Genomic DNA, 21,545 nt, shown 5'->3' with positions numbered 1-21,545 from the left:
GGGGCACCGTCCACGCCGTAAAGGCGGCTTGGTCGCCTGGGATTATATTTTTCGAAGAGGAGTGAAGGATCGAGTGGCAAGAGTCATACTGCAACGTAGCCGTAAAAAAAGGCTAGAGAAAGGACATCCTTGGATCTTCAAAAACGAAATAGAAAGCGTAGAAGGGGAAATAGAGTCGGGCGCTTTGGTTGAAATCGTCGACCACCGCCACCGTTACCTCGCTACGGGGTACTACAACCCGGCCTCGCAGATTACCGTCCGCGTAGTGTCGTATACGCCGCTGGCAGCGATGGACACCGCTTTTTTTGTGCAGCGGTTTACAGAATGTTTGAAGCACCGGGAACGGTTTGTGAAAGAAGAGTCCTATCGGCTGGTTTACGGGGAGGCTGACTTTTTGCCCGGGCTAATCGTGGACAAGTTTGGGGACGTTCTGGTGGTGCAACTGCTAACGCTGGGCATGGACCGTTGCCGGGAGCAGATCGTCGAGGCGTTGGCGGAAGTCCTGCATCCTGTGGGCATCTATGAACGCAGCGACGTATCCATACGCGAAATGGAAGGCTTGGAGCAGGTGAAGGGGCCGATCTTCGGCCAGCCGCCGCGCCATGTCATCGTGTCGGAGAACGGGCTCCAGATCGAAGTGGATATCGAGCAGGGGCAAAAGACGGGTTATTTCTTCGACCAGCGGGAAAATCGGGCGTCCATCAAGCCTTTGATGACCGGTTGGGGAGGGCGCAGCGGCATTGCCCTGCAGGAGCTTCCGACAGATGACGGCGGCATACGGCGGGCCCCGGTTAACCGAAACGGCAAAGAGGTTACCTTCCCGTATTGGGATGGGGCAACCGTGTTGGAATGCTTTTCGCATACCGGAAGCTTTACCTTACATGCCTGCCAATACGGGGCCAAAAAGGTCACCTGCCTGGACATCTCCGAGCATGCGATCGAAAGCGCGAAACGGAATGTCGAGCTGAATGGGTTTACGGATCGCGTCGAATTTGTCGTAGCCGATGCGTTTGACTACCTGCGGACTCAAGTGAAGGGGACGGAAGAGCGGTTGCGCCGAGCGGTGCAAGATGCCAAGGTCGATACCTCCGTGCCGCTGACGGCCGGGGGCGGTCGGACCTGGGATGTCGTGATCCTGGATCCGCCGGCGTTTGCCAAGACGAAATCGGCGGTCAAGGGCGCTTGCCGCGGCTACAAAGACATCAACCTGCACGGCATGAAGCTGGTGAACGAAGGCGGTTATTTGGTTACGGCCAGCTGCTCCTACCATATGCGTCCGGATCTGTTCCTGGAGACCATTCTGGAGGCAGCCGAGGATGCGGACAAGGTGCTGCGTTTGGTCGAATGGCGGGCGGCCGGCAAAGACCATCCGCAAATCCTTGGCGTGGATGAAGGACATTATCTGAAATTCGCGATCTTTGAGGTGCGGAGCAAAGACGCACTTTGAGGCTGGGAACGACGGACTATGGATGTAACATTTTTCCTGATTTCTACCGATAGGTATAGATATAAGGAATAATGAAAGGGAGATGGTGAACATGAACGTGATCAGCGGGAAAATCGCTACCTCTTATCCGAATCTGTATAACTCGTCCCAACCGTTGGAAAAGCCGAAGTTATACCAGGCCGAGGGACATCTGCCACGCCCGGAAGTTCACCGGGATTTGCTGGAAATCAGCGAGGAAGCTCGCCGAATCGCAGCCGATATAACGCATGAAGCGGTTAAAGTCACGATCCCGGATCGTCCCGCAGGAGCTCCCGAGGACTACGTGGCAGCGGCGAAGCTGATGGAGTTTGTCCATCCTGAAACGTATGGCAAGATGACGGAAGCTTTTGCGCAGGGGGATATCAAATCGGGTTTAAGCCAATTGCTCGAATTCGTCCGAAACATCCCGGCTCATCCGGAATGGATGGAGAACTACAAGAAAAACGGTCAACAGCCAACGATCTAACTGGAAAATACTCAACCTACAGCCTTGTTTCGCGAGCTTGCGCGGAGCTAGGCTGTTTTTTACATGCGAATGTTTGATCGTATTTATGCTATACTGGAAACTAACGAATTGTCCGTTGTAGGAGGTACTTTCATGTCTTTACGGTTCATACTTGGCCGCTCCGGCAGCGGCAAAACCAGCCTGATTCTCGACCGGGTGACCGCCGCGTTACGAGAGCATCCCACCGGTCCACCGCTCATCCTCTTAACTCCGGAGCAAGGCACGTTTCAAATCGAACAACGGATCGCCACCGCCCCGGGGCTGCGCGGGACCGTCCGCACACAGGTGCTGGGGTTTCGCCGTTTGGCGCTGCGCGTCATGCAGGAAACCGGCGGAGCGGCGCTGGTCCCGATCGATGACGAAGGCAAAAAAATGCTGCTGTACAAGCTCATGCGCCGCCGTAAGGACGAGCTCAAGCTATTTGGTCACGGCGGGGACCAGTTGGGGTTAATCGACCGAATCGCCGGACTGTATACGGAAATGAAGAAATATAACGTGGATTTCCCGGCTTTGCAGGAGCATTATCGGCTTTTGGAGCAAACCGAAGGGGAGTCCCCTTTATTAAAGGATAAAATGCACGACCTCAGCTTGCTGTTCGCCGAGTTTGACGAGGAGCTATCCCGTTTGTATATCGACAACGAGGACCATGTGGTCAAGCTGGCGCAGGGGGCGGCGGAATCGGCCTATCTGCGGGGGGCGGAGATTTGGATTGACGGATTCCATACGTTTACGCCGCAGGAGTATACGGCTATTATCGCGCTGCTTAAAGCAGCGGCGAACGTTACCGTCTCACTGACGGTGGACCGGATTTACGGCGACGGGAAGCTGCCGCACGAATTAAATCTGTTCCATACTCCTGCGTCGGCTTTCCTTAAATTGAGCCAACTGGCCGTGGAGGCGGGGATCGAGGTGCAACCGGCGGAGCTACTGGAGGAGCGTCCGTTTCCACGGTTTCAAGCGAGCGAGACGCTGTCGTACCTGGAGTCGGCTTACGAGCGGCGTGCGCCATGGCCGCAAGCCCAGCCGCCGCAGGATCTGGAGCAAGCCCTCTCCTTGTGCCGAGCTGCTAGCCGGCGGGCCGAGGTCGAGGGGGCGGCACGCGAGATGGTGCGCCTGGCCCGGGAAGAAGGAACGCGCTGGCGGGATATGGCGCTGCTGGTACGTAATTTGGGGGATTACGAAGAACTGCTGGCTCCGACGATGGAGGCCTACGGGATCCCTTATTTTTTGGACCAGAAGACAAGCATGCTGTATCACCCGATGATTGAGTTTACCCGGGCGGCGCTCGACGTCGTGCTTGGGTTTTGGAAATACGAGGATGTCTTCCGCTGCGTAAAAAGTGAATTTCTTCTGCCACTGGACGGCAGCTTAACGCGCGGACATATGGATATGCTGGAGAACTACGCGCTCGCCAGCGGCATTCAAGGCTACCGTTGGTTTGACGGTCGTCCTTGGAAGTCGGCGCCCAGCCTGTCGCTTGAGCTGGACGATCAAACGGCGGCATCGGCGAAAGCCTTGGAGCAGCTCAAGCTTTTGGAGCGGTGCCGCGCGGCGATTGCAGGTCCCTTGTCGGCGTTCGAGAAGGAGATTCGCAAGGCGAAGAACGCTGCGGACATGTGTGCTGCAGTATATCACCTGCTGGAAAGCGTGGAGGCGCCCCAACGTCTGGATGTGCTGGCACATCAAATGGTACGCGAAGGCAAGCCGCGTCAGGCGATGGAGCATCGGCAATTATGGGGCGCGGTGCTGGACGTGTTGGACCAGATCGTGGAAATGATGGGGGACGAGCCGCTGGAGCTGGAGCTGTTTGCCGGCGTGCTGGAGACCGGGCTTAAGGAGTTGAAGGTATCACTCGTGCCGCCTTCGCTGGACCAGGTGCTGATCGGGAGCACGGAGCGGACGCGTTCGGGGCAGGTCAAGCATCTGTTCCTGCTGGGCATCAACGAAGGGATCATGCCGGCCAATCTGCAGGAGGAAGGCGTGCTTAGCGAGCAGGAGCGGCAGCGCCTGGCAGAGCTTGGCCTGGAGCTGGCGCCGGGGCTGGCCCGCAAGCTGCTAGATGAGCGCTTCCTCGTATACGAGGCGCTGTCGGGAGCCAGCCGTTCGTTATGGCTCAGCTATCCGGCCGCGGATGGAGAGGGGGGCACGCTTCTGCCGTCCGAGGTGATTCGGCACGTGAAGCGGATCTACCCGGGACTTACGGAGCGTCCGCTTGCCTTAGCGCCCGGATCGGTCAACAGCGCTGCTGACGAATCGTTGGCTTCGCCATTCGAATATGTCTCGCGTCCCGGCCCGGCGCTTCATGCTTTAATCGGTCAGCTGCGCCTGTGGAAAGCGGGCGAATCGATTTCTCCGCTGTGGTGGCATGTGCTGGAATGGTACAAGACGAGGCCGGAATGGGAAGGCAAAGCAGCGCGGTTGCTCACCTCGCTGGATTACCGAAACCGCGTGCGCGGCTTGACGCCGGCGACCAGCCGCCGCTTGTACGGCAAGCGGCTGCGGTCGAGCGTATCGCGGATGGAGCAATTTTCGGCTTGCCCGTTTGCGCATTTCGCTTCTCACGGATTGAAGCTGAAGGAAAGACAACTCTATCGGCTGCAGGCACCGGATATCGGGCAACTGTTCCATGCCGCGCTCAGCCAGATGGCGATCACCTTCAAGTCTCAGAACCGGAGCTGGGGCAGCCTTACGCCGGAGGAAGCGATTCAAGCGGCCAATGCGGCGGTTGATGAGCTTGCGCCAAAGCTGCAAGGAGAAATCCTGTTAAGCTCCAAGCGTTATGGGTACATCTCCCGCAAGCTCAAAGCCATCGTTGGACGGGCTTCGCTGATCCTTGGCGAGCAAGCGCGCCGCGGCAGCTTTGAACCGGTTGGCCTGGAGCTGGATTTTGGACCGGGGCGGCCGTTGCCTCCGCTGACGTTCGAGCTACCGAACGGCTGCGTGATGGAAATCGTCGGTCGGATCGACCGGGTTGATATGGCGGAAGGAGAGCAAGGCTTGCTGCTCCGGGTCATCGACTATAAATCGAGCCAGACCGATCTAAAGCTGCATGAGGTGTATTACGGCTTATCGCTGCAAATGCTCACGTACCTGGACGTCTTGCTCACCTCCGCGGAAGCCTGGCTTGGTCAGCCTGCGCTTCCCGCGGGCACGCTGTACTTCCATGTGCATAACCCGCTGCTGCAGAGCAGCAACGGCATGAGTGCGGAGCAGGCGCAGCAGGAGCTGTTGAAACGATTCAAGATGAAAGGCCTGCTGTTGGCGGACCGGGATGTGATTGCGAAAATGGATGCCCAGCTGGAAAAAGGTTATTCGGAGATTATCCCCGTCGCGATCAAGGCGGACGGCGGCTTTTACAGCAGTGCGTCCGTGGCGACACCGGAGCAGTGGGATACCCTGCTGGGCTCCGTGCGGCAGACGATCACCGAGATCGGCACACGCATCACGGACGGTGACGTGCAGATCGCCCCTTACCGGCTGGGCATGGAGACGGCTTGTACGTTTTGTCCGTACAAACCGGTGTGCCGGTTCGAGGAATCGCTGGACGGCAATGCGTACCATGTGTTGGGCAAACCGGGCAAAAATGAAATTTGGCAGCTCCTCGGACAGGAGAGCGGAAAGGAAGCGAACCCCTCATGACGATCACGATGAAACCTAAACCGGCGGGCAGTTATTGGAGCGACGACCAATGGCGCGCGATCGCCCTGTCCGGCGGCGATATGCTGGTGGCGGCGGCAGCTGGCTCCGGCAAAACGGCGGTGCTCGTCGAGCGGATCATCCGCAAGCTGACGGATCGCGAGCAACCGCTGAGCGTGGACCGGCTGCTGGTGGCCACGTTCACCAAAGCCGCTGCCGCGGAAATGCGGGGGCGGATCACGGAAGCGCTGGAAAAGGAGCTCGCCAAGGATCCGGGCAACGAGTACTTAAACCGTCAATTGGCGATGTTGGGTCGCGCTTCGATCACGACACTTCACTCGTTTTGCATGGAGGTCATCCAGCGTTACTACACGCTGATCCCGCTGGATCCGGGCTTCCGCATCGCCTCGGAAAGCGAAACGGCACTGCTGCGGCAGGAAGTGCTGGAGGAGCTGCTGGAGGAAAAATACGGCAGCGAACCGGCGGACAGTCCGTTTTTCAAGCTGGTTGACCTGTTTGGAGGAGAGCGCAGCGATGCGGCGGTCTTTACGCTGGTCCAGCGGCTGTACGATTTCTCGCGCAGCCATCCTTGGCCGGATCATTGGCTGCGGGAAGCTTCGTCGGCGTTTTTGGCTGCGGACCTGGACGCCCTGGAGAAGAGCGCCTGGGTGCAAAGCCTGCTTGCGGACACGTCATTGGCGCTGGGAGGCGCCGTCAGCCTGCTGTCCCAAGCGAAGGCGTTGGCGCTATCCCCGGGAGGACCCGAGCCGTACGCCGTGACGCTGGAGGAGGACCTGAACGTTGTCCGTACCTTGCAGGAAGCGGTGGCCGGCGGGGCTTGGGCTTCGCTGTATGATGTGTTTCTGGGGGCAAGCTTCGGCAAGCTGAAGCCGGTGAAGAAAGACCAAACGGATCCGGAGGTGCAGGAGCGGGTTAAAGCACTGCGCGAGGAGGCGAAGAAGACGGTTACCGATCTGCGCACGCAGCTGTACGGCCGTCCGGCGGAGGCGTTTTTGCGGGAGATGCATGACATGGCTCCGCTGCTTGGCGCATTGTCCGAACTGGTGAGCGACTTCGGGGAATGTTACCGGCTGCAAAAAGTATCCAAGGGCTGGCTCGATTTCTCCGACTTGGAGCATTACTGCCTGCAGATCCTGCGGCATCCGGATTCGGAGCCGGGCGAGCTCAGGCCGTCCGACGCCGCCATGGAATATCGCCAGCAATTTGATGAGGTGCTGCTGGACGAATACCAGGATACCAACACGGTACAGGAGACGATCGTGCGGTTGATCGCCCGGGAGAACCCCGGCAACCGGTTTATGGTCGGCGACGTGAAGCAGAGCATCTATCGCTTCCGACTAGCTGAGCCGGGATTGTTCCTGGAGAAATATCGGACGTATGGCGACGATTTTGACGGGAGCGGGCTGCGCATCGATTTGGCGCGGAACTTCCGCAGCCGGCGCGAAGTCGTCGATGCGGTGAATTTGTTGTTCCGGCAAATCATGAACGAAAGTGTAGCGGAAATTTCATACGATCCCCGCGCCGAGCTAGTGTATGGGGAAGGCTTTCCGCTGGAGGAGACGGAGGATTATCGTCCGGAATTGCTGCTGATCGACCGGGACAAGGGTTCAGGCAATGGTTCAGACACGTCGGATCGCGGGGACAGCGAGCTCTCGGAAGGCGACGGCGGGGACGAGGAAGATGAGGCGGCGTTAATCGAAGCGGTGCGGCTGGAAGCCCGCGCGATCGCGGCCCGCATCCGCGGCATGCTGGGCGAAGGCGGCGAACCGCTGCGCATTTACGACAAACAGCTGCAGGCGATGCGCCCGGTTGCTTTCCGGGATATGGTGATTTTGCTGCGCTCGACGTTGACCTGGGCCCCGGCCATGATCGAGGAGCTCCGGGTGGAAGGGATCCCGGCGTACGGGGAGTTGAGCCAGGGGTATTTTCAGGCGTCCGAGGTCGAGACGATGTTATCGCTTCTGCAGGTAATCGACAACCCGCTGCAGGACATCCCGCTGGCGGCGGTGCTGCGCTCTCCGCTGTACGATTTCTCCGAGGAGGAGCTGGCGGAGATCCGCCTCGCTTCTTCGGGCGGCCGCTACTATGAGGCGGTGCTTGCTCGGGCGGCAGCAGGGAATGTGGAAGCATCCTCGGGAGACCGTCGGGGCGACGAGGGAGAGGAAGCCTTGGCAATACACCCGGCGGCAGAACCGGTCGGCTCCTCGGACGAGGATCCACTGGCGCAGAAGCTGCAGGCGTTCTTGCGGCAGTTGGAGGCTTGGCGCAGCATGGCCCGAGTCGGGCAGCTGGGCGACCTGATCCGGGAGATCTACCGGGAGACCGGTTATCTGGAATGGGTTGGCGGCTTGCCGAGCGGAACCCAGCGGCAAAGCAACCTCCAGGCGCTGCTGGACCGGGCCAGACAATACGAAGTATCGTCTTCCGCCCCGGGGTTGTTCCGCTTCCTGCGTTACGTCACCCGGCTGCGCGAGAACGGCAGCGACCTTGGAGCTCCCGGTGATGCCGGGGAGCAAGGCGACGGCGTTCGCATTATGACGATCCATAAGAGTAAAGGCTTGGAGTTTCCAGTCGTGTTCGTGGCGGGGTTATCCAAGCCATTTAATCGGCAGGATTTAAACGCACCGTTCCTGATGCATAAAGAGATGGGCTTTGGTCCAAAGTTCGTCGATGCGAACACACGGGTCAGCTACCCAACGCTGCCGAATCTGGCGATCCGGCGGCGGGCGCAAATGGAGCTGCTGGCGGAGGAGATGCGTGTCTTGTACGTGGCATTAACCCGGCCGAAGGACAAGCTTGTGCTTGTCTCTTCGGTCAAAAACCTCGCCAAATCCGTCGAAACCTGGGGCGGTGCGCTTGAGGCGGATGGCCTGCCGCTGCCGGATTACTTGCTGGCGCGCGGCCGCTGTTATCTCGACTGGATCGGACCGGCGTTGATTCGCCATCCAAGCCTGAGGGGGCTGCGGTTATTCGCCGGGCTTCCGGAAGTTGGACCTGCCGTGTTAGCGGACAGCCCGTCCGAGTGGAACGTTGGATTTATTTCCGCACGTGCGGCGGGACAGACCGGCGGAGCGGAGGTGGCAGCGACCGCGGAGGCTGCAGCGGTGGACCCGGCGCAAATCCAGGCGCTGGTGTCCGGGCGGCCGGTAGCGGTCCTGTCGGCGGAGGCGGACGACGCGGAGGCCACAGCGCTGAAGGCCGCAGTGGAGTCCCGGCTCAGCTGGACGTATCCGTACGCGGCGGCAAGCCGGATCGCGGCCAAAACGTCGGTGACGGAGATGAAGGCGCTGCTGTCACAGCAAGAGGAGCCGGCGCGCGACGTCTTCGCCGAAGCGGAACTGGCGCGCGAACGGGAGCAAGCGGAGTCGGAAGAGCCGCCGGAGTTGAAGCTGCATTTGCGGCGGCCGCGGTTTATGGAGCAGCGCAAGCTGACTCCAACTGAACGCGGGGTGGCGTACCATACGCTGATGCAGCATCTGCCGTTTGACGCGGAGCCGGGCATCGCGGTGGTTCAAGCGACATTATCCGGGCTGGTTGAGCGGCGGATAATGACCGCCGAGCAAGCCGCGGCCATCGATGCCGAGAACATCGCCAGGCTGCTGACGAGCCCGCTCGGCGAGCTGCTGCGGCAGGCGGACTGGGTGAAGCGGGAAATGCCGTTCAGCTACGGGCTGCCCGCTGCGGAGGCTTCGCCGCAGCTTGGAGGTTTGGAGGCATTGGAGTCCGGCGCGCCAGGATCAAGCGCCGTCATTCGGGAACTGGACGGAGAAACCGTGCTGATCCAGGGGATCGTAGACTGCTTGTTCGCCGTGGGCGGCAAAGTGTACCTGCTCGACTACAAAAGCGACCGGGTGCTGGAGCATCGCGGCGGTACGGCGGCGCTGGCGGAATCGTACCGGTTTCAGCTGGAGCTGTACGCCAAGGCGGTCGAAGACATCACCGGATCTGCGGTCGACGAGAAGTGGCTTTACTTCTTTGACGGTGGCCAGGCGGTGAAGCTGTAAGACAACTCTCCTTAGTAGATAGAGTGATTTGATATTCTTATTTTGGGCATTTCTGGCGATTAAGCAAATATAGCGATATAAAATCGTCTTATTCCCCACCTAAATCGACCGATCGGGTTGTTTTCAGGGGGATAACGTGATTTGATCATCCTATTTTGGCGAAAAAGCCTGGATTTGCAGGAATAGCGATACAATATCACTCTATTTCTTTCTGGGAGAGAACGAAGTGTGAGCTATGGGCGAATTGAGGCTCTGAAGAGTCTATGAGTTAATGTGTCTAAGTGTCTATACGAGTCTATGAGACATGAGTCTATGAAGCCATGAATCTATGAAACTACGGATGTTGAACGCCGGCGCATCTTGCCGGGATCAAGGGGGGGAAACGGATGCGCATATTACATACGGGGGATTGGCATTTGGGGCGCACGCTGGAGGGGCGCAGCCGGCTCGCGGAGCAGGAGGCGTTCCTGGACGAGCTGGTGACGATGGTGAAGGAGCAGCAGGTTGATCTTATCCTGATGGCCGGCGACGTCTATGACAGCGTCAATCCGCCGGCTGCAGCGGAGGGGATGTTCTACGAGGCGGCGGCGCGGCTGACGGAGACCGGCTGCCATTTGGCGGTGATCGCCGGCAACCATGATCAGCCCGAGCGGGTGGCGGCGGTATCGCCGCTGGTTGCGCGCCGGGGGATCTCGCTGGTAGGGTTACCGGTCCCGGAGGCAATCCGCGTTCCTGTTGCCCGCACCGGGGAAACTGCGGTGATCGCCGCATTGCCGTATCCGTCGGAAGCCCGGCTGTCTGAGCTTCTCGCCGGCGACGCGGACGAATCCGAGCTGCGGCTCGCGTACAGCGCTAAGGTGGGGCTGCTGATGCGCCAGCTGGCCGGTGCGTTTCGCCCGGACACGGTAAATCTCGCGATGAGCCATATCTATGTGCTGGGCGGCGTGGAGTCCGACTCCGAACGGCCGATCCAGGTCGGCGGCGCTTATACCGTAGATCCTTCCGCATTGGACGTCGGCGCGCAATATACAGCGCTGGGCCACCTGCATCGGCCTCAGGCGGTGAAAGGCGGCGGTTTGACGCGGTATAGCGGGTCGCCGCTGGCGTATTCTTTTTCCGAGGCGGGGCAAGCCAAATCGGTGATGTTGCTGGATGTGGCACCTGGGAAGGAGCCGGTCTTGGAGGAGCTGTTTCTGAGCAGCGGGCGGCCATTGGTTCGCTGGAGCTGTCGCGGCGGACTGGCGGAGGCGTATCGCTGGCTGGAGGAGGGCCGGGACGCAAGCGCGTTTATCGACCTCGAAATCAGCCTCAGCGAAGCGATGTCGCTGGGTGATATTCAGGCGCTGCGCAAAGCCCATGAAGGCATCGTGCATATCCGGCCGGTGTATCCTGGGCGGGAGCTGGAGGAGGAACAGGTGTCCCGTGCAAGCGTGCCGGTGCATGAGCTGTTCCGCAAGTTTTACCAGCGGCAAACCGGCGGAGCTGAGCCGGAGGAGGAGATGGTCGAGCTGTTTATGTCGCTTGTCTCGGAGGAAGAGGACGAAGCAGCGGACGATGAGGCGCGGGTAGAGGGGGACAACCGATGAAGCCGATTACGCTGAAATTAGCCGGGCTGCAAAGCTACCGCGAGCCCCAGACGATCGATTTTACCGAGCTGTGTGAAACGGGCTTGTTTGGGATCTTCGGGCCGACGGGCAGCGGGAAATCGACGATACTGGACGCGATAACGTTAGCCCTTTATGGCAAGGTTGGACGAGCCTCGGGCGGAACCCAAGGGATCATGAACCATTCGGAAGATACGTTGCTCGTGGCGTTTACGTTCGAGCTGAACTCCGCCGCCGGAACGGAGCGCTACCGGGTGGAGCGGCGCTTTAAGCGCCAGGGCGAGCTGTCGGTCAGCAATACGATCAGCCGCTTTATCGAGATCCAACCTGAAGGGGAAAAGGTCGTCGCCGACAAGCTCGCGGATGTGACGCGCTGCGTTGAACAGAAGCTGGGCCTCAAGATGGATGATTTCACCCGCGCGGTTGTGTTACCCCAGGGCAAATTCGCCGAATTTCTCTCTCTGAAGGGGGCGGATCGCCGGGCGATGCTGCAGCGGTTGTTCCATCTGGAGAAATACGGCGACCACTTGGGGCAGAAGCTGACCCGCAAGGTGCGAGCCAACGAGCAGCGCCGAGGGGAGGTCGCCGCCGAGCAGCAAGGGCTCGGCAACGCCTCCGCCGAGGCGCTGGAGCAAGCAGCGGCCGTGTCGCCGCAAAGCGCGCTGGCAGCGTTGCAGACGCAGCGGGCCGCTGCCGAAGCGGCCATGGCCGCCGCCAATGGGCTCCTCGAGCAGGCGGCTGCGCGCAGCGCGCAACACCGCGAGGCTCTCGCAGCCCAACGGCGCGAATGGGCCGAGCGCTACCCGAGCCTCACGCCGGAAGAACCCGCCCGGCAAATAGAGTCATTTGCCGCCAAGGATCGGCTGGCGGAAGACCTGCGGGGCCGGCTGGCGGTCAGCGTGCCGTTTATCGAGGAGAAGACGGCCAAGCTTCAAGCGTTGGCCGCAGAATTAATCGAGTTGGACAAAACGCTGGTGCAATGGGAGGTCCAGGAGCAGGGGAAACAGGAACAGCTGCGCGAGAAGCAGGAGAGGCTGCACGCCTTGGCCGGGGAACGTCCAGTGGATGAGCTGCTTGCGGAAGCTCGGGAGAAGCTGACAACCCTTCGGCAACAGGCGGAGCAAAGTCGGGCACTGCAGACGGAATCCGCCGCCCGCAGTCATGAGCTGGCCAAGGCCGAGGCGCTTGCGGGTCAAGCTGCTGCATCGGCGCGCGAACAGGAAGCGGAGCATCAAGCCCGCTGGCTTCAGGCATTAAACGCCTCGCCGTTTGAGGAGGAACCCTCCGTGCTGGACAACCTGCTCGCGCCGGGAGAAGGGGACTCGATCGCTGCTAAGGTGCAGAGCCACCGCAGCCGAGAGCAGGAGCTGGTGATCGGCCTGAGCGAGCTGGATGCCAAGCTGGCGGGACAAACGGTCAGCGAGGAGGAATGGCAGCTTAGCGAGAGCGCGTTAACCGCAGCTAAAGAACAAGATGAGGCGGCCCTGCAGCAGAAGGCCCGCGCCGAGCGGGATTGGGAGGACCTGCAGGTCCGTCACGTCCGCTGGCAGGAGCTGGAGACGGTTCGCGGTCAGCTGGAACGGGAAGCCGGCTTGCTCGCCAAGCTGCAATCGGCGCTGCGCGGCAATGCGTTTGTTGAGTACGTAGCGGAGGAGCAGCTCATGAACGTCAGCCATGCCGCTTCTCAACGCCTGCGCTTCTTGACGAAGCAGCGGTACGCGCTGGAGACCGATTCCGGCGGCGGATTTGTGATCCGCGACGATGCGAGCGGCGGGGTGAAGCGCCCGGTGGCGACGCTGTCGGGCGGTGAGACGTTCCTGGCTTCGCTGGCGTTGGCATTGGCCTTGTCGGCACAGATTCAGCTGCGCGGCCAATACCCCCTGCAGTTCTTTTTCCTGGACGAAGGCTTTGGTACGCTGGATCCCGAGTTACTGGACACGGTGATCACTTCGCTGGAGCATTTGCATCACGATCACCTTTCGGTGGGTATTATTAGCCATGTGGCCGAGCTGCGGTCGCGGCTGGCGCGCAAGCTGGTCGTGATCCCTGCGGAAAGCGGAGGTGCCGGCTCCCGCATAGAGTTGGAGCGGCTGTAAGATGCGGCCCTCCACCTCCGCCTAAATATAAAAATAACATTTCATCTCGTGATGTACATCACAGTAACAGTATCAACCTGCTGTTATACTACAGTTAGCCGACATCATATTTGCAAGCACCCCGCCGGACGTATTGGTGACAGAGAACGTTGCATTTTCCGTCCAATACGTCCGTGCGTGAAGCCAACTCATTTTTTGAGGCGGCAGGGTGCTTCTTTTTTTTGCCTATTTTCGGTATCATGGAATTTAGCAACGAATACGATGAGGGGGCTTTACGATGGACAACTGTTTGTTTTGCAAAATCGTAGAAGGATCGATTCCGTCGAACAAGGTATACGAGGATGACCGCGTTCTCGTATTTCACGATATTCAACCGGCTGCACCGGTGCATGTACTGGTCATTCCTAAGAAGCATATCGCATCCATGAATGAGGTGGCTTCCGAGGATTTCGCTCTGATCGGCGAGATGCATCGAATCGCGCAGGAGACCGCGAAACAACTGGGCGTAGCAGAGAGCGGATATCGGCTGATTAACAACTGCGGGCCCGACAGCGGACAAGCGGTGGCGCATCTGCATTACCACCTGATCGGGGGCGCTAAGCTAGGTGCGTTGGTCCAATCCTCGGACTCGCATGCGCTGTAAAACTCCTTATTAGAAATTGGAAGAGAAAAATGCGGGCGCTCAGGTTGACACCCTATTTCTCTTTCCCCTATAATGAAGTTTGATGAACCGTGTTATGCTCTTGGACGGTCTGGTCGGAGGGAGGGAAAACTGGTGTCTGAAACTAAAGTTCGCAAAAACGAGACAATTGATGCTGCACTTCGTCGCTTTAAACGTTCCATCGCGAAAGATGGAGTATTGGCTGAGGTGAAGAAACGTAAGCATTATGAAAAGCCAAGCGTAAAGCGCAAGAAAAAGTCCGAGGCTGCTCGTAAGAGAAAGTTTTAGGAGGATTTAATCAGCGATGAATCTTAGCGAGCGATTGAACGAAGATATGAAGCAAGCGATGAAGAGTCAAGACAAGTTCAAGCTCTCCACCATTCGAATGGTTCGTGCTACGATCAAGAATCTTGAAATAGATTTGAAAAGAACTTTGAACGATAATGAAGTGCTTGATATCCTAAGTCGTGAAATCAAACAGCGCAAAGATGCCCTCCAAGAATTTGAGAAAGCGGGTCGTGACGATCTTGCCGAGCAAGTGAAAGCGGAAGCGGAGATCCTTGCTGAGTACCTTCCCGAACAGCTAAGCGAAGAAGAAATTAAAGTCATTGTACAGCAGACCATCCAGGAAACCGGTGCTTCTTCGAAAGCCGAAATCGGGAAAGTGATGAGTGCGCTGATGCCTAAGGTCAAAGGCCGGGCAGACGGCAAACTCGTAAACCAGACGGTTCAACAGCTTTTGCCATAACTTCGAGAGACAAACACCTTCTATGAAGTCATTCGTAGAAGGTGTTTTTTCATTTTATTCCCCTTATGAAAGCCAAGGTGGCTTGCCTGAGCCGCCTTGGCTTTTTGTTATCCTTCCTTTCTCATAAATCCCAATGGGACCGCATAATTTGTACAGTAGGGGAAGGAGGATTGCCTCATATGAGCCGGTTTGTCCGCAAAATTCGCAAATGGACGGTCGATGCGCTCGATCTGCCCAGCGACCTTGTATTCGATTTGCCGAGGCTCACCTTAATTGGAGGTCAGCAGCTGTATATAGAAAATCATCGGGGCGTCGTCCACTTCTCTCCCGAGGCGCTGCATTTGGCGCTAAGTCAAGGAACGCTGGAAGTTGAGGGAAGCGGCCTGGTCATTAAAGCCATTATGCCGGAAGAAGTGGTTGTGGAAGGCCGAATCTTCGGCATTAAATATCGTGGAACGGAGGAATGAAACGTGAGATCACCGGCCTTAAGCCAGTTGAGAGGCATCGTTACCATCACGGTCCGCGGAGGATCGATTGAACAGCTCGTGAACGAGCTGTCCCGACAGGGCATCGACATCTGGGATGTCCAGCCCTTGCCCGGAGGGCAAATGAATATGAAGCTCGCGTTAGCCGATTTTTTTCGTCTGCGGCCGTTGTTGAAACGGACAGGCTGCCGGATGTCGGTCCGGGGGCGGGCTGGGTTGCCGTTTGTGATGGCCCGGGTATGGAAAAGAAAAGGGTTTATCGCCGGCTTCGCTTTGTTTATTGCGGCGATTTTTTGCTTAACCTCGTTGGTTTGGGACGTCGAGGTGAAAGGAAATGAGGAGATCGCCGCCCAAGACGTGCTCCAAGTCGCGAAACAGGAGGGCATCTACCCGTTTCAATGGATTTTTCGCTTGCCGGATCAGGACAAGCTCTCTGCGGAGTTAACCCGCAAGCTTCCGGGTACGTCCTGGGTTGGCGTCACCCGTACGGGGACTCGAATTACGATCCAAGTGGTGGAGTCGACGAAACCCAAGGATCAGAAGTTGGTTAGTCCAAGCCATCTGGTCAGCAAGCATGATGCTGTGATCACGCACATCTATGCGGAGAAAGGTCAGCCGGAGGTTGGCAAGAATGACCGGGTGAAGAAAGGGCAAGTGCTGGTCTCGGGATTTCAGGGCGGGAAACCGATCGTGCCGGAGGCGAACATCCGCGGCATTGTTTGGCACGAGTATAACATTCAGGTGCCGCTAGTTTATAAGCAGAAGGTGTACACGGGAGAGCGTAAGCAGCGGGGATATTTATTTTTCGGCAATACGGCTATTCAACTGACCGGTTATGGCAAAGTTACCTATCGGGAGTCGGAGACGATGGTGGATCAGGATCCGTTGACGTGGCGCAGTTGGAAACTTCCGATCGGTTGGATGACCGAGAAGGTCATGGAAACGACGGTACTCGAGTTGAAACGGACGGAGGAGCAAGCCAAACAGGAGGGAATCGAGCGGGCCAAACGCGATATTCTGGCGAAATACGGCACGGACAGCGTCATTATGGATCAAAAAATTTTGCATGAGAAGGCGGACAATGGTAAAGTTTATATAAAAGTGCATTTCGAAGTAGAGCAGAACATTGCGGAAGAAGTGCCGATAGTACAAGATCAAGGAGAATGAGGCTATTTGTCGGAACAACTGGTGAACATCAAATTACCGCTGCACAGTGCGGCTGAAGGGCTCTCTTTATTTGGACCTCAGGACGCGTTTCTGAAATTGATTGAACAGCATATGCCAGCAAGCATTGTATTGCGGGAATCGGAGATTACCATCCGCGGCGAACAACGTGAGGCGGAGAAGGTAGAGCAGCTGTTTGAAGTGTTGCTCGAACTAATCCGGAACGGATACATATTAACCGAACGGGACGTCCTCTATGCCATCGATTTGGCCAAGGACTTTCGTGCCGATCAACTGCTTGATTTATATAAAGGCGAAATTGCCATCACCTATCGCGGCAAGCCGATACGGGTCAAGACCATAGGTCAGAAGCATTACGTGACGACGATTAAGAAACGTGATGTTGTCTTTGGCGTCGGCCCGGCTGGGACAGGCAAAACGTATTTGGCTGTGGTACTCGCGATTACCGCGCTGAAGGAAGGCTCGGTCAAACGGATTATTTTGACCCGTCCGGCGGTTGAAGCCGGGGAAAGCTTGGGGTTCCTCCCGGGCGATCTGCAGGAGAAGGTAGATCCTTATCTGCGTCCTCTATATGATGCGCTGTATGATGTGATGGGGCCGGAACAAACCGCCAAGGCGTTGGAGCGCGGATTGATCGAGATCGCGCCGCTTGCCTACATGCGGGGACGGACGTTGGACGATTCCTTTATTATTTTGGATGAAGCGCAAAACACGACGCCGGAGCAAATGAAAATGTTCTTGACTCGGCTGGGTTTCGGGTCCAAGATGGTGATCACCGGGGATGTGACGCAAATCGATCTTCCCAAAGGGAAGAAGTCCGGGTTGGTAGAAGCAAAGGCGATATTAAGCGGGATTGATGAGATTGGGTTCGTGCAATTTGCCGAGTCTGATGTCGTTCGCCACTCGCTCGTGCAGAAGATTATTGTGGCGTATGACCGCGCTGCCGAAAACCAAGGGTAAGCTTCCTAGCCGCTTCAGGGTTTACCATGTTCAGGAGGGCTGTCTATTATGACAAATAACGATCAGCAAAAGAGAAGCGCGTTTCAATCCAGAATTACGGGATGGAAACATAGCACCGGCGTGCGTTATGTTCTGTTTGCGGTGCTTGTCGTTATGTTTTACGTCAGCCTGGCGCCCAAACTGCTTCCCGAAACGTATGACATTGCGGTAGGCATGCCCAGCGACAAGGAAATTATGGCGCCGATGGACATTCCCGATACGAAGGCGACGCTGAAGGCGCAGGAAGAGGCGGCTGAGAAGGTGGGACAAGTATTCACCATCCTCCCGCTCCGCAATGAAACGTTAGTCGCGCAAATGCTCGACCGGATTTTTCGTTTAAATCAGGACGATCAGGTATCGGAAGACGATAAAATCAAGATTTACCGGGAAGAACTGCCGCAACGGGTCAAAGACTACGTGCAGAACTTCATTATGAACAACCGGAACTCTAGCGTTTATTCGGCAACGCTGTTTGAGGAAGTGACCCAACGCGTTGATGAGCAGCAATATCATATCTCGGAAGAAACGTTCATCAAGATCCCCCGCTTAACATCGGAGGACATCAATGAGATGAAGCCGGTCGCCGCGGATATTGTCGCTCGATTGACGGCGGACCCGATTGTTGAGGCTCAGACCGCGCGGGCAAAAGTCGCCGAGATGGTCAGCACCAGTTCCCTGAGCAAACGGACCGCACGTGAAGTTGTGCAGGAGCTGGCCCGCTTGTCGATTACCGCCAACAAGTTCTACGATGAGGAAGCAACTAAGACGGCTAAGGTAGAAGCACGCGAAAATACGCCAACCGTTTATATCAAGCAAGGGGACGTGCTCGTCCAAAAGGGCGAGAGAATTACCCAGGAAATGTACACCCTGCTGGAGAAAAATGGCCTGCTGAAGGATGAGGTCAATTATTCGCCGCAAATTGGGCTCGTTTTGCTGTCTTTGCTGATGGCAGCCGGGCTGATGTTGTTTATCCGCCAATCGGAAGGCGCTAGCCGGTTCAAGTACAATAACGCGCAGTTTGTCATGCTGATGCTGATTATTTTCATCACGATCGTATCGATGCATGTCATCAATATCCTGCAAACGGAGCAGCAGTCATATCTCGGGTATTTGGCTCCGATCGCCACCGGCGCAATGCTGATTACGCTGCTGCTGGATCTTCCGCTCGCATACATATGTTCCATTTTGTTTTCCATTCTGGCGAGCATCATCTTGAATCAACGGCAGAGCGAGATCTTTGATTTTCAGTTTGGGTTCTTCGCGTTGGTGACTTCGATTGCGGCGATTTTCGCCATCCATCGGGCCAGCCAGCGCTCCACGCTGCTTAAAGCGGGGATTATGATCTGCTTGTTTGGCGCTTTATCCATCTTTACGCTGCAGTTGATCGATAACCAAGATTGGACGCAAGACAGCACGTTGTATGCGCTTGGTTTTTCAGTTGCCGGTGGCTTGGTGACGACGATTTTGGTCATCGGTCTGATGCCTTTCTTCGAGGTTACCTTCGGGATTCTTTCGGCGCTGAAGCTGGTGGAACTATCGAACCCAAACCATCCGCTGCTGCGCAAGCTGCTGACGGAGACGCCAGGGACGTACCATCACAGCGTCATGGTTGGCAATCTGTCGGAAGCGGCGGCTGAAGCGATCGGCGCAAACGGGCTGCTTTGCCGCGTTGGCTCTTATTATCATGACATCGGGAAAACGAAACGGCCAAGCTATTTTATCGAAAATCAGAACAATATGGAAAACCCCCATGATTTTATCGATCCGAAGCTGAGCAAATCGATTATTATCGCCCATGCCCGGGACGGGGTCGAGATGCAGAAGGAGTATAAGCTGCCGAAGCCGATACGCGATATCGCCGAGCAGCATCACGGAACGACGTTTTTGCACTATTTTTATCACAAGGCGCTGCGTTTAGCGGAAGAACAAGGGGTGGAGCCGGATTTCACCGAAGAGGATTTCCGTTATCCCGGGCCTAAAGCTCAATCGAAGGAAGCGGCCGTGGTTGGGATTGCCGACAGCGTTGAGGCGGCGGTGCGTTCGCTGCGAAAACCAACGGTTGAGCAGGTCGAATCGATGATCGAGAAGATCATCAAAAGCCGGTTGGACGATCATCAGTTTAACGAATGTGACCTGACGATGCGGGAGCTGGATTTGATCGCGCAAACGTTGAAGGAAACGGTTATGGGAATCTTCCACTCGCGGATTGAATATCCGGAGGAAGTGAAGAAGAGTAAAGAGAACGAGGAGAAGGACAGGGGGCAAAATGTTAATGGGCCTACAGCTGGCTTGGAGCAATGAGCAGGATAAAATCGAGGTCGGGCAGGAACTGATCGATCTTTTGGAACGGGTGCTGCAAATCGCAGGACAAGCGGAGGGCATAACCGAGGGGGAAGTTGCGCTGACGTTTGTGGACGATGAAGCAATCCACGAGCTTAACCGCGATTATCGTGGCATCGACCGACCGACGGATGTGCTGTCATTTGCGATGAACGAATCGCTGGAGGAGGAGCCGGAAATCGTCTATGAGCTCGAAGAAGACGAGGAGCTGGACGATTTGACCGACGTGCTTGGGGATATTATCATCTCGGTCGACCGCGCGAAAGCCCAAAGTGAGGAATACGGTCATTCGCTGGAGCGGGAAATCGGATTTCTGTTTGTGCATGGCTTTTTACATCTGCTGGGTTACGATCATCAAGACGCCGCCAGCGAAGCGGAAATGATGGGCAAACAGGAAGCGGCGCTTGCCGAGGTGGGGCTTGTTCGCTGATGAAGCCGTCTCGACGCGGGTTTTCGTCCTTTCGTTACGCACTGGAGGGGATCGTCACCTCGTATAAGACCCAACGTCATTTGCGGTTCCATTGCGTGGCGGCCGTTATTGTGATTGCTGCAGCGATTGCATTGTCCCTTCCCGTAAGAGACATAGCCTTGCTGTTGCTCATTATCGCCTTGGTCATCTCGCTTGAGCTTGTCAATACGGCGATCGAAGCCGTCGTTGATCTCGCAGCCCCGGAGTGGCATCGTCTTGGCAAAATCGCCAAGGATGCCGCGGCCGGGGCCGTGCTGGTCGCAGCGGTTTTTGCCATAGCGATCGGGGTTTTGATCTTCTACGAACCGGTGATGAGCTGGTTGGGATTTCGTTAAGGCAGCTTAGGTTCAAGCCTGAGGTGTGTCGGGTGTGTCGGAGGGTTTGCACCGCATTCCCGTACTTATTTTGCCTTTATTAAGGAGATGATAGGAATATGGATTACGGACAGTTAATGCAAGAAGCCATCGAAGCCCGCAAAGCGGCTTATATTCCGTACTCGGAATTTGGTGTCGGCGCTGCGCTGCTCGACAGCCAAGGCCATGTTCATCGTGGCTGCAACGTGGAAAATGCGGCGTACACCCCGGGGAACTGCGCGGAACGTACCGCAATGTTTCGGGCGGTCGCTGACGGCCATCGGCCCGGGAGCTTTCAAGCGATCGCCGTCGTGGCCGATACGGAGGAGCCGGTTGCGCCCTGCGGCGTTTGCCGTCAGGTGCTGCTGGAGCTGTGCGGTCCGGACATGCCCGTGATCCTGGGCAACCTCAAAGGCGACATCCGCCAAACGACGGTGCGGGAGTTGCTTCCCTACGCCTTCGCCCCCTCCAATCTGGACGAGAAGCTGTAGTTCAAAAAGGCGGCTTTGGATCACGAAGTGAGGGCACTGATGTGGATTCGACGTCGAATCTTGGATTCAGCCGGGCCTTCCGGTGCTCACGTACCCAAAACGTACGCTCCGCTCCTCAGACCCTAGCTTCATCCAACCTTCTCGGTGCTGCAAACCCGCCTTTTTGAACCTTTATTGGAAGCGGTAGTTCAAAAAGTCGGCCTTGGATCACGAAGTGGGGGCGCTGATGCGGATTCGACGTCGAATCTTGGATTCAGCCGGGCCTTCCGGTGCTCACGTACCCAAAACGTACGCTCCGCTCCGACGAATCTTGGACTCGGTCGAGAGAGCGTGTGCTAACGGACACCAGAGACGTTATTGTTCTGCATAGGAGTGCGAGCGCATTCTAACGGACTCAGGAGACGTTATTTCGGACGAAAAGCAACAAATGGCTGCTGTGAAGTGGAAATAAGGTACCTGGAG

General features: G+C 57.1%; 16 protein-coding genes. All 16 read left to right on the top strand.

Going from position 1 to position 21,545, the window contains the following annotated elements; translation table 11 throughout:
* Nucleotides 1-73 precede the first annotated feature (73 nt).
* Nucleotides 74-1,447, top strand: coding sequence for a class I SAM-dependent rRNA methyltransferase (locus BN3277_RS15750; protein WP_059044190.1), 1,374 nt, complete (start codon nt 74-76; stop codon nt 1,445-1,447).
* A gap of 91 nt (nt 1,448-1,538) precedes the next feature.
* Nucleotides 1,539-1,952, top strand: coding sequence for a hypothetical protein (locus BN3277_RS15745; RefSeq protein WP_059044187.1), 414 nt, complete (start codon nt 1,539-1,541; stop codon nt 1,950-1,952).
* Between the two features lie 132 nt (nt 1,953-2,084).
* The gene (gene addB, locus BN3277_RS15740) at nt 2,085-5,630 is read left to right on the top strand and encodes a helicase-exonuclease AddAB subunit AddB (protein WP_059044185.1); all 3,546 of its coding nucleotides are present in this window, start codon (nt 2,085-2,087) and stop codon (nt 5,628-5,630) included.
* On the top strand, nt 5,627-9,652 hold the full coding sequence (gene addA / locus BN3277_RS15735; protein ID WP_059044184.1) for a helicase-exonuclease AddAB subunit AddA: 4,026 nt from the start codon (nt 5,627-5,629) through the stop codon (nt 9,650-9,652). Before addB ends, addA begins: the two co-directional genes overlap by 4 nt.
* A 386-nt stretch (nt 9,653-10,038) precedes the next feature.
* Nucleotides 10,039-11,238: an exonuclease SbcCD subunit D gene (locus BN3277_RS15730; protein WP_059044182.1), complete on the top strand. Its 1,200-nt coding sequence runs from the start codon at nt 10,039-10,041 to the stop codon at nt 11,236-11,238.
* The gene (locus tag BN3277_RS15725) at nt 11,235-13,352 is read left to right on the top strand and encodes an AAA family ATPase (protein WP_059044180.1); all 2,118 of its coding nucleotides are present in this window, start codon (nt 11,235-11,237) and stop codon (nt 13,350-13,352) included. Before BN3277_RS15730 ends, BN3277_RS15725 begins: the two co-directional genes overlap by 4 nt.
* A gap of 277 nt (nt 13,353-13,629) precedes the next feature.
* Nucleotides 13,630-13,995, top strand: a complete 366-nt coding sequence (locus BN3277_RS15720; RefSeq protein ID WP_059044178.1) for a histidine triad nucleotide-binding protein — start codon at nt 13,630-13,632, stop codon at nt 13,993-13,995.
* Nucleotides 13,996-14,127: 132 nt separating this feature from the next.
* The gene (gene rpsU / locus BN3277_RS15715) at nt 14,128-14,301 is read left to right on the top strand and encodes a 30S ribosomal protein S21 (RefSeq protein ID WP_005547957.1); all 174 of its coding nucleotides are present in this window, start codon (nt 14,128-14,130) and stop codon (nt 14,299-14,301) included.
* 16 nt (nt 14,302-14,317) lie between these two features.
* Entirely contained in the window at nt 14,318-14,761 is a 444-nt protein-coding gene (locus BN3277_RS15710) for a GatB/YqeY domain-containing protein (protein WP_059044176.1), read from the top strand.
* 179 nt (nt 14,762-14,940) lie between these two features.
* Entirely contained in the window at nt 14,941-15,228 is a 288-nt protein-coding gene (gene yqfC, locus BN3277_RS15705; RefSeq protein ID WP_059044175.1) for a sporulation protein YqfC, read from the top strand.
* Nucleotides 15,229-15,231: 3 nt separating this feature from the next.
* Complete coding sequence (gene yqfD, locus BN3277_RS15700; RefSeq protein WP_059044173.1) at nt 15,232-16,413, top strand: sporulation protein YqfD; 1,182 nt, start codon at nt 15,232-15,234, stop codon at nt 16,411-16,413.
* A 6-nt stretch (nt 16,414-16,419) separates the two neighbouring features.
* Nucleotides 16,420-17,391 carry a PhoH family protein gene (locus BN3277_RS15695; RefSeq protein ID WP_059044170.1) on the top strand — a complete coding sequence of 324 codons (972 nt, stop codon included), beginning with the start codon at nt 16,420-16,422 and terminating at the stop codon, nt 17,389-17,391.
* 48 nt (nt 17,392-17,439) lie between these two features.
* The gene (locus BN3277_RS15690; protein WP_059044168.1) at nt 17,440-19,731 is read left to right on the top strand and encodes an HD family phosphohydrolase; all 2,292 of its coding nucleotides are present in this window, start codon (nt 17,440-17,442) and stop codon (nt 19,729-19,731) included.
* Nucleotides 19,703-20,200: an rRNA maturation RNase YbeY gene (gene ybeY / locus BN3277_RS15685; protein WP_059044166.1), complete on the top strand. Its 498-nt coding sequence runs from the start codon at nt 19,703-19,705 to the stop codon at nt 20,198-20,200. The genes BN3277_RS15690 and ybeY overlap by 29 nt, the downstream gene beginning before the upstream one ends.
* The gene (locus BN3277_RS15680) at nt 20,200-20,574 is read left to right on the top strand and encodes a diacylglycerol kinase family protein (RefSeq protein WP_059044164.1); all 375 of its coding nucleotides are present in this window, start codon (nt 20,200-20,202) and stop codon (nt 20,572-20,574) included. The genes ybeY and BN3277_RS15680 overlap by 1 nt, the downstream gene beginning before the upstream one ends.
* Nucleotides 20,575-20,672: 98 nt before the next feature.
* Nucleotides 20,673-21,083, top strand: coding sequence for a cytidine deaminase (cdd, locus tag BN3277_RS15675; protein WP_059044162.1), 411 nt, complete (start codon nt 20,673-20,675; stop codon nt 21,081-21,083).
* Nucleotides 21,084-21,545 lie beyond the last annotated feature (462 nt).

Source organism: Paenibacillus rubinfantis (assembly GCF_001486505.1).
Lineage (GTDB): Bacteria > Bacillota > Bacilli > Paenibacillales > Paenibacillaceae > Fontibacillus > Fontibacillus rubinfantis.
This window is presented reverse-complemented; position numbering and strand designations above follow the sequence as displayed.

Bases quoted from the DNA above. Each gene is read 5' to 3' on its own strand.
- BN3277_RS15745 (WP_059044187.1), top strand. From the start codon at position 1,539: ATGAACGTGATCAGCGGGAAAATCGCTACCTCTTATCCGAATCTGTAT.
- addB (WP_059044185.1), top strand. From the start codon at position 2,085: ATGTCTTTACGGTTCATACTTGGCCGCTCCGGCAGCGGCAAAACCAGC.
- addA (WP_059044184.1), top strand. From the start codon at position 5,627: ATGACGATCACGATGAAACCTAAACCGGCGGGCAGTTATTGGAGCGAC.
- BN3277_RS15730 (WP_059044182.1), top strand. From the start codon at position 10,039: ATGCGCATATTACATACGGGGGATTGGCATTTGGGGCGCACGCTGGAG.
- BN3277_RS15725 (WP_059044180.1), top strand. From the start codon at position 11,235: ATGAAGCCGATTACGCTGAAATTAGCCGGGCTGCAAAGCTACCGCGAG.
- BN3277_RS15720 (WP_059044178.1), top strand. From the start codon at position 13,630: ATGGACAACTGTTTGTTTTGCAAAATCGTAGAAGGATCGATTCCGTCG.
- BN3277_RS15710 (WP_059044176.1), top strand. From the start codon at position 14,318: ATGAATCTTAGCGAGCGATTGAACGAAGATATGAAGCAAGCGATGAAG.
- yqfC (WP_059044175.1), top strand. From the start codon at position 14,941: ATGAGCCGGTTTGTCCGCAAAATTCGCAAATGGACGGTCGATGCGCTC.
- BN3277_RS15690 (WP_059044168.1), top strand. From the start codon at position 17,440: ATGACAAATAACGATCAGCAAAAGAGAAGCGCGTTTCAATCCAGAATT.
- ybeY (WP_059044166.1), top strand. From the start codon at position 19,703: ATGGGCCTACAGCTGGCTTGGAGCAATGAGCAGGATAAAATCGAGGTC.
- BN3277_RS15680 (WP_059044164.1), top strand. From the start codon at position 20,200: ATGAAGCCGTCTCGACGCGGGTTTTCGTCCTTTCGTTACGCACTGGAG.
- cdd (WP_059044162.1), top strand. From the start codon at position 20,673: ATGGATTACGGACAGTTAATGCAAGAAGCCATCGAAGCCCGCAAAGCG.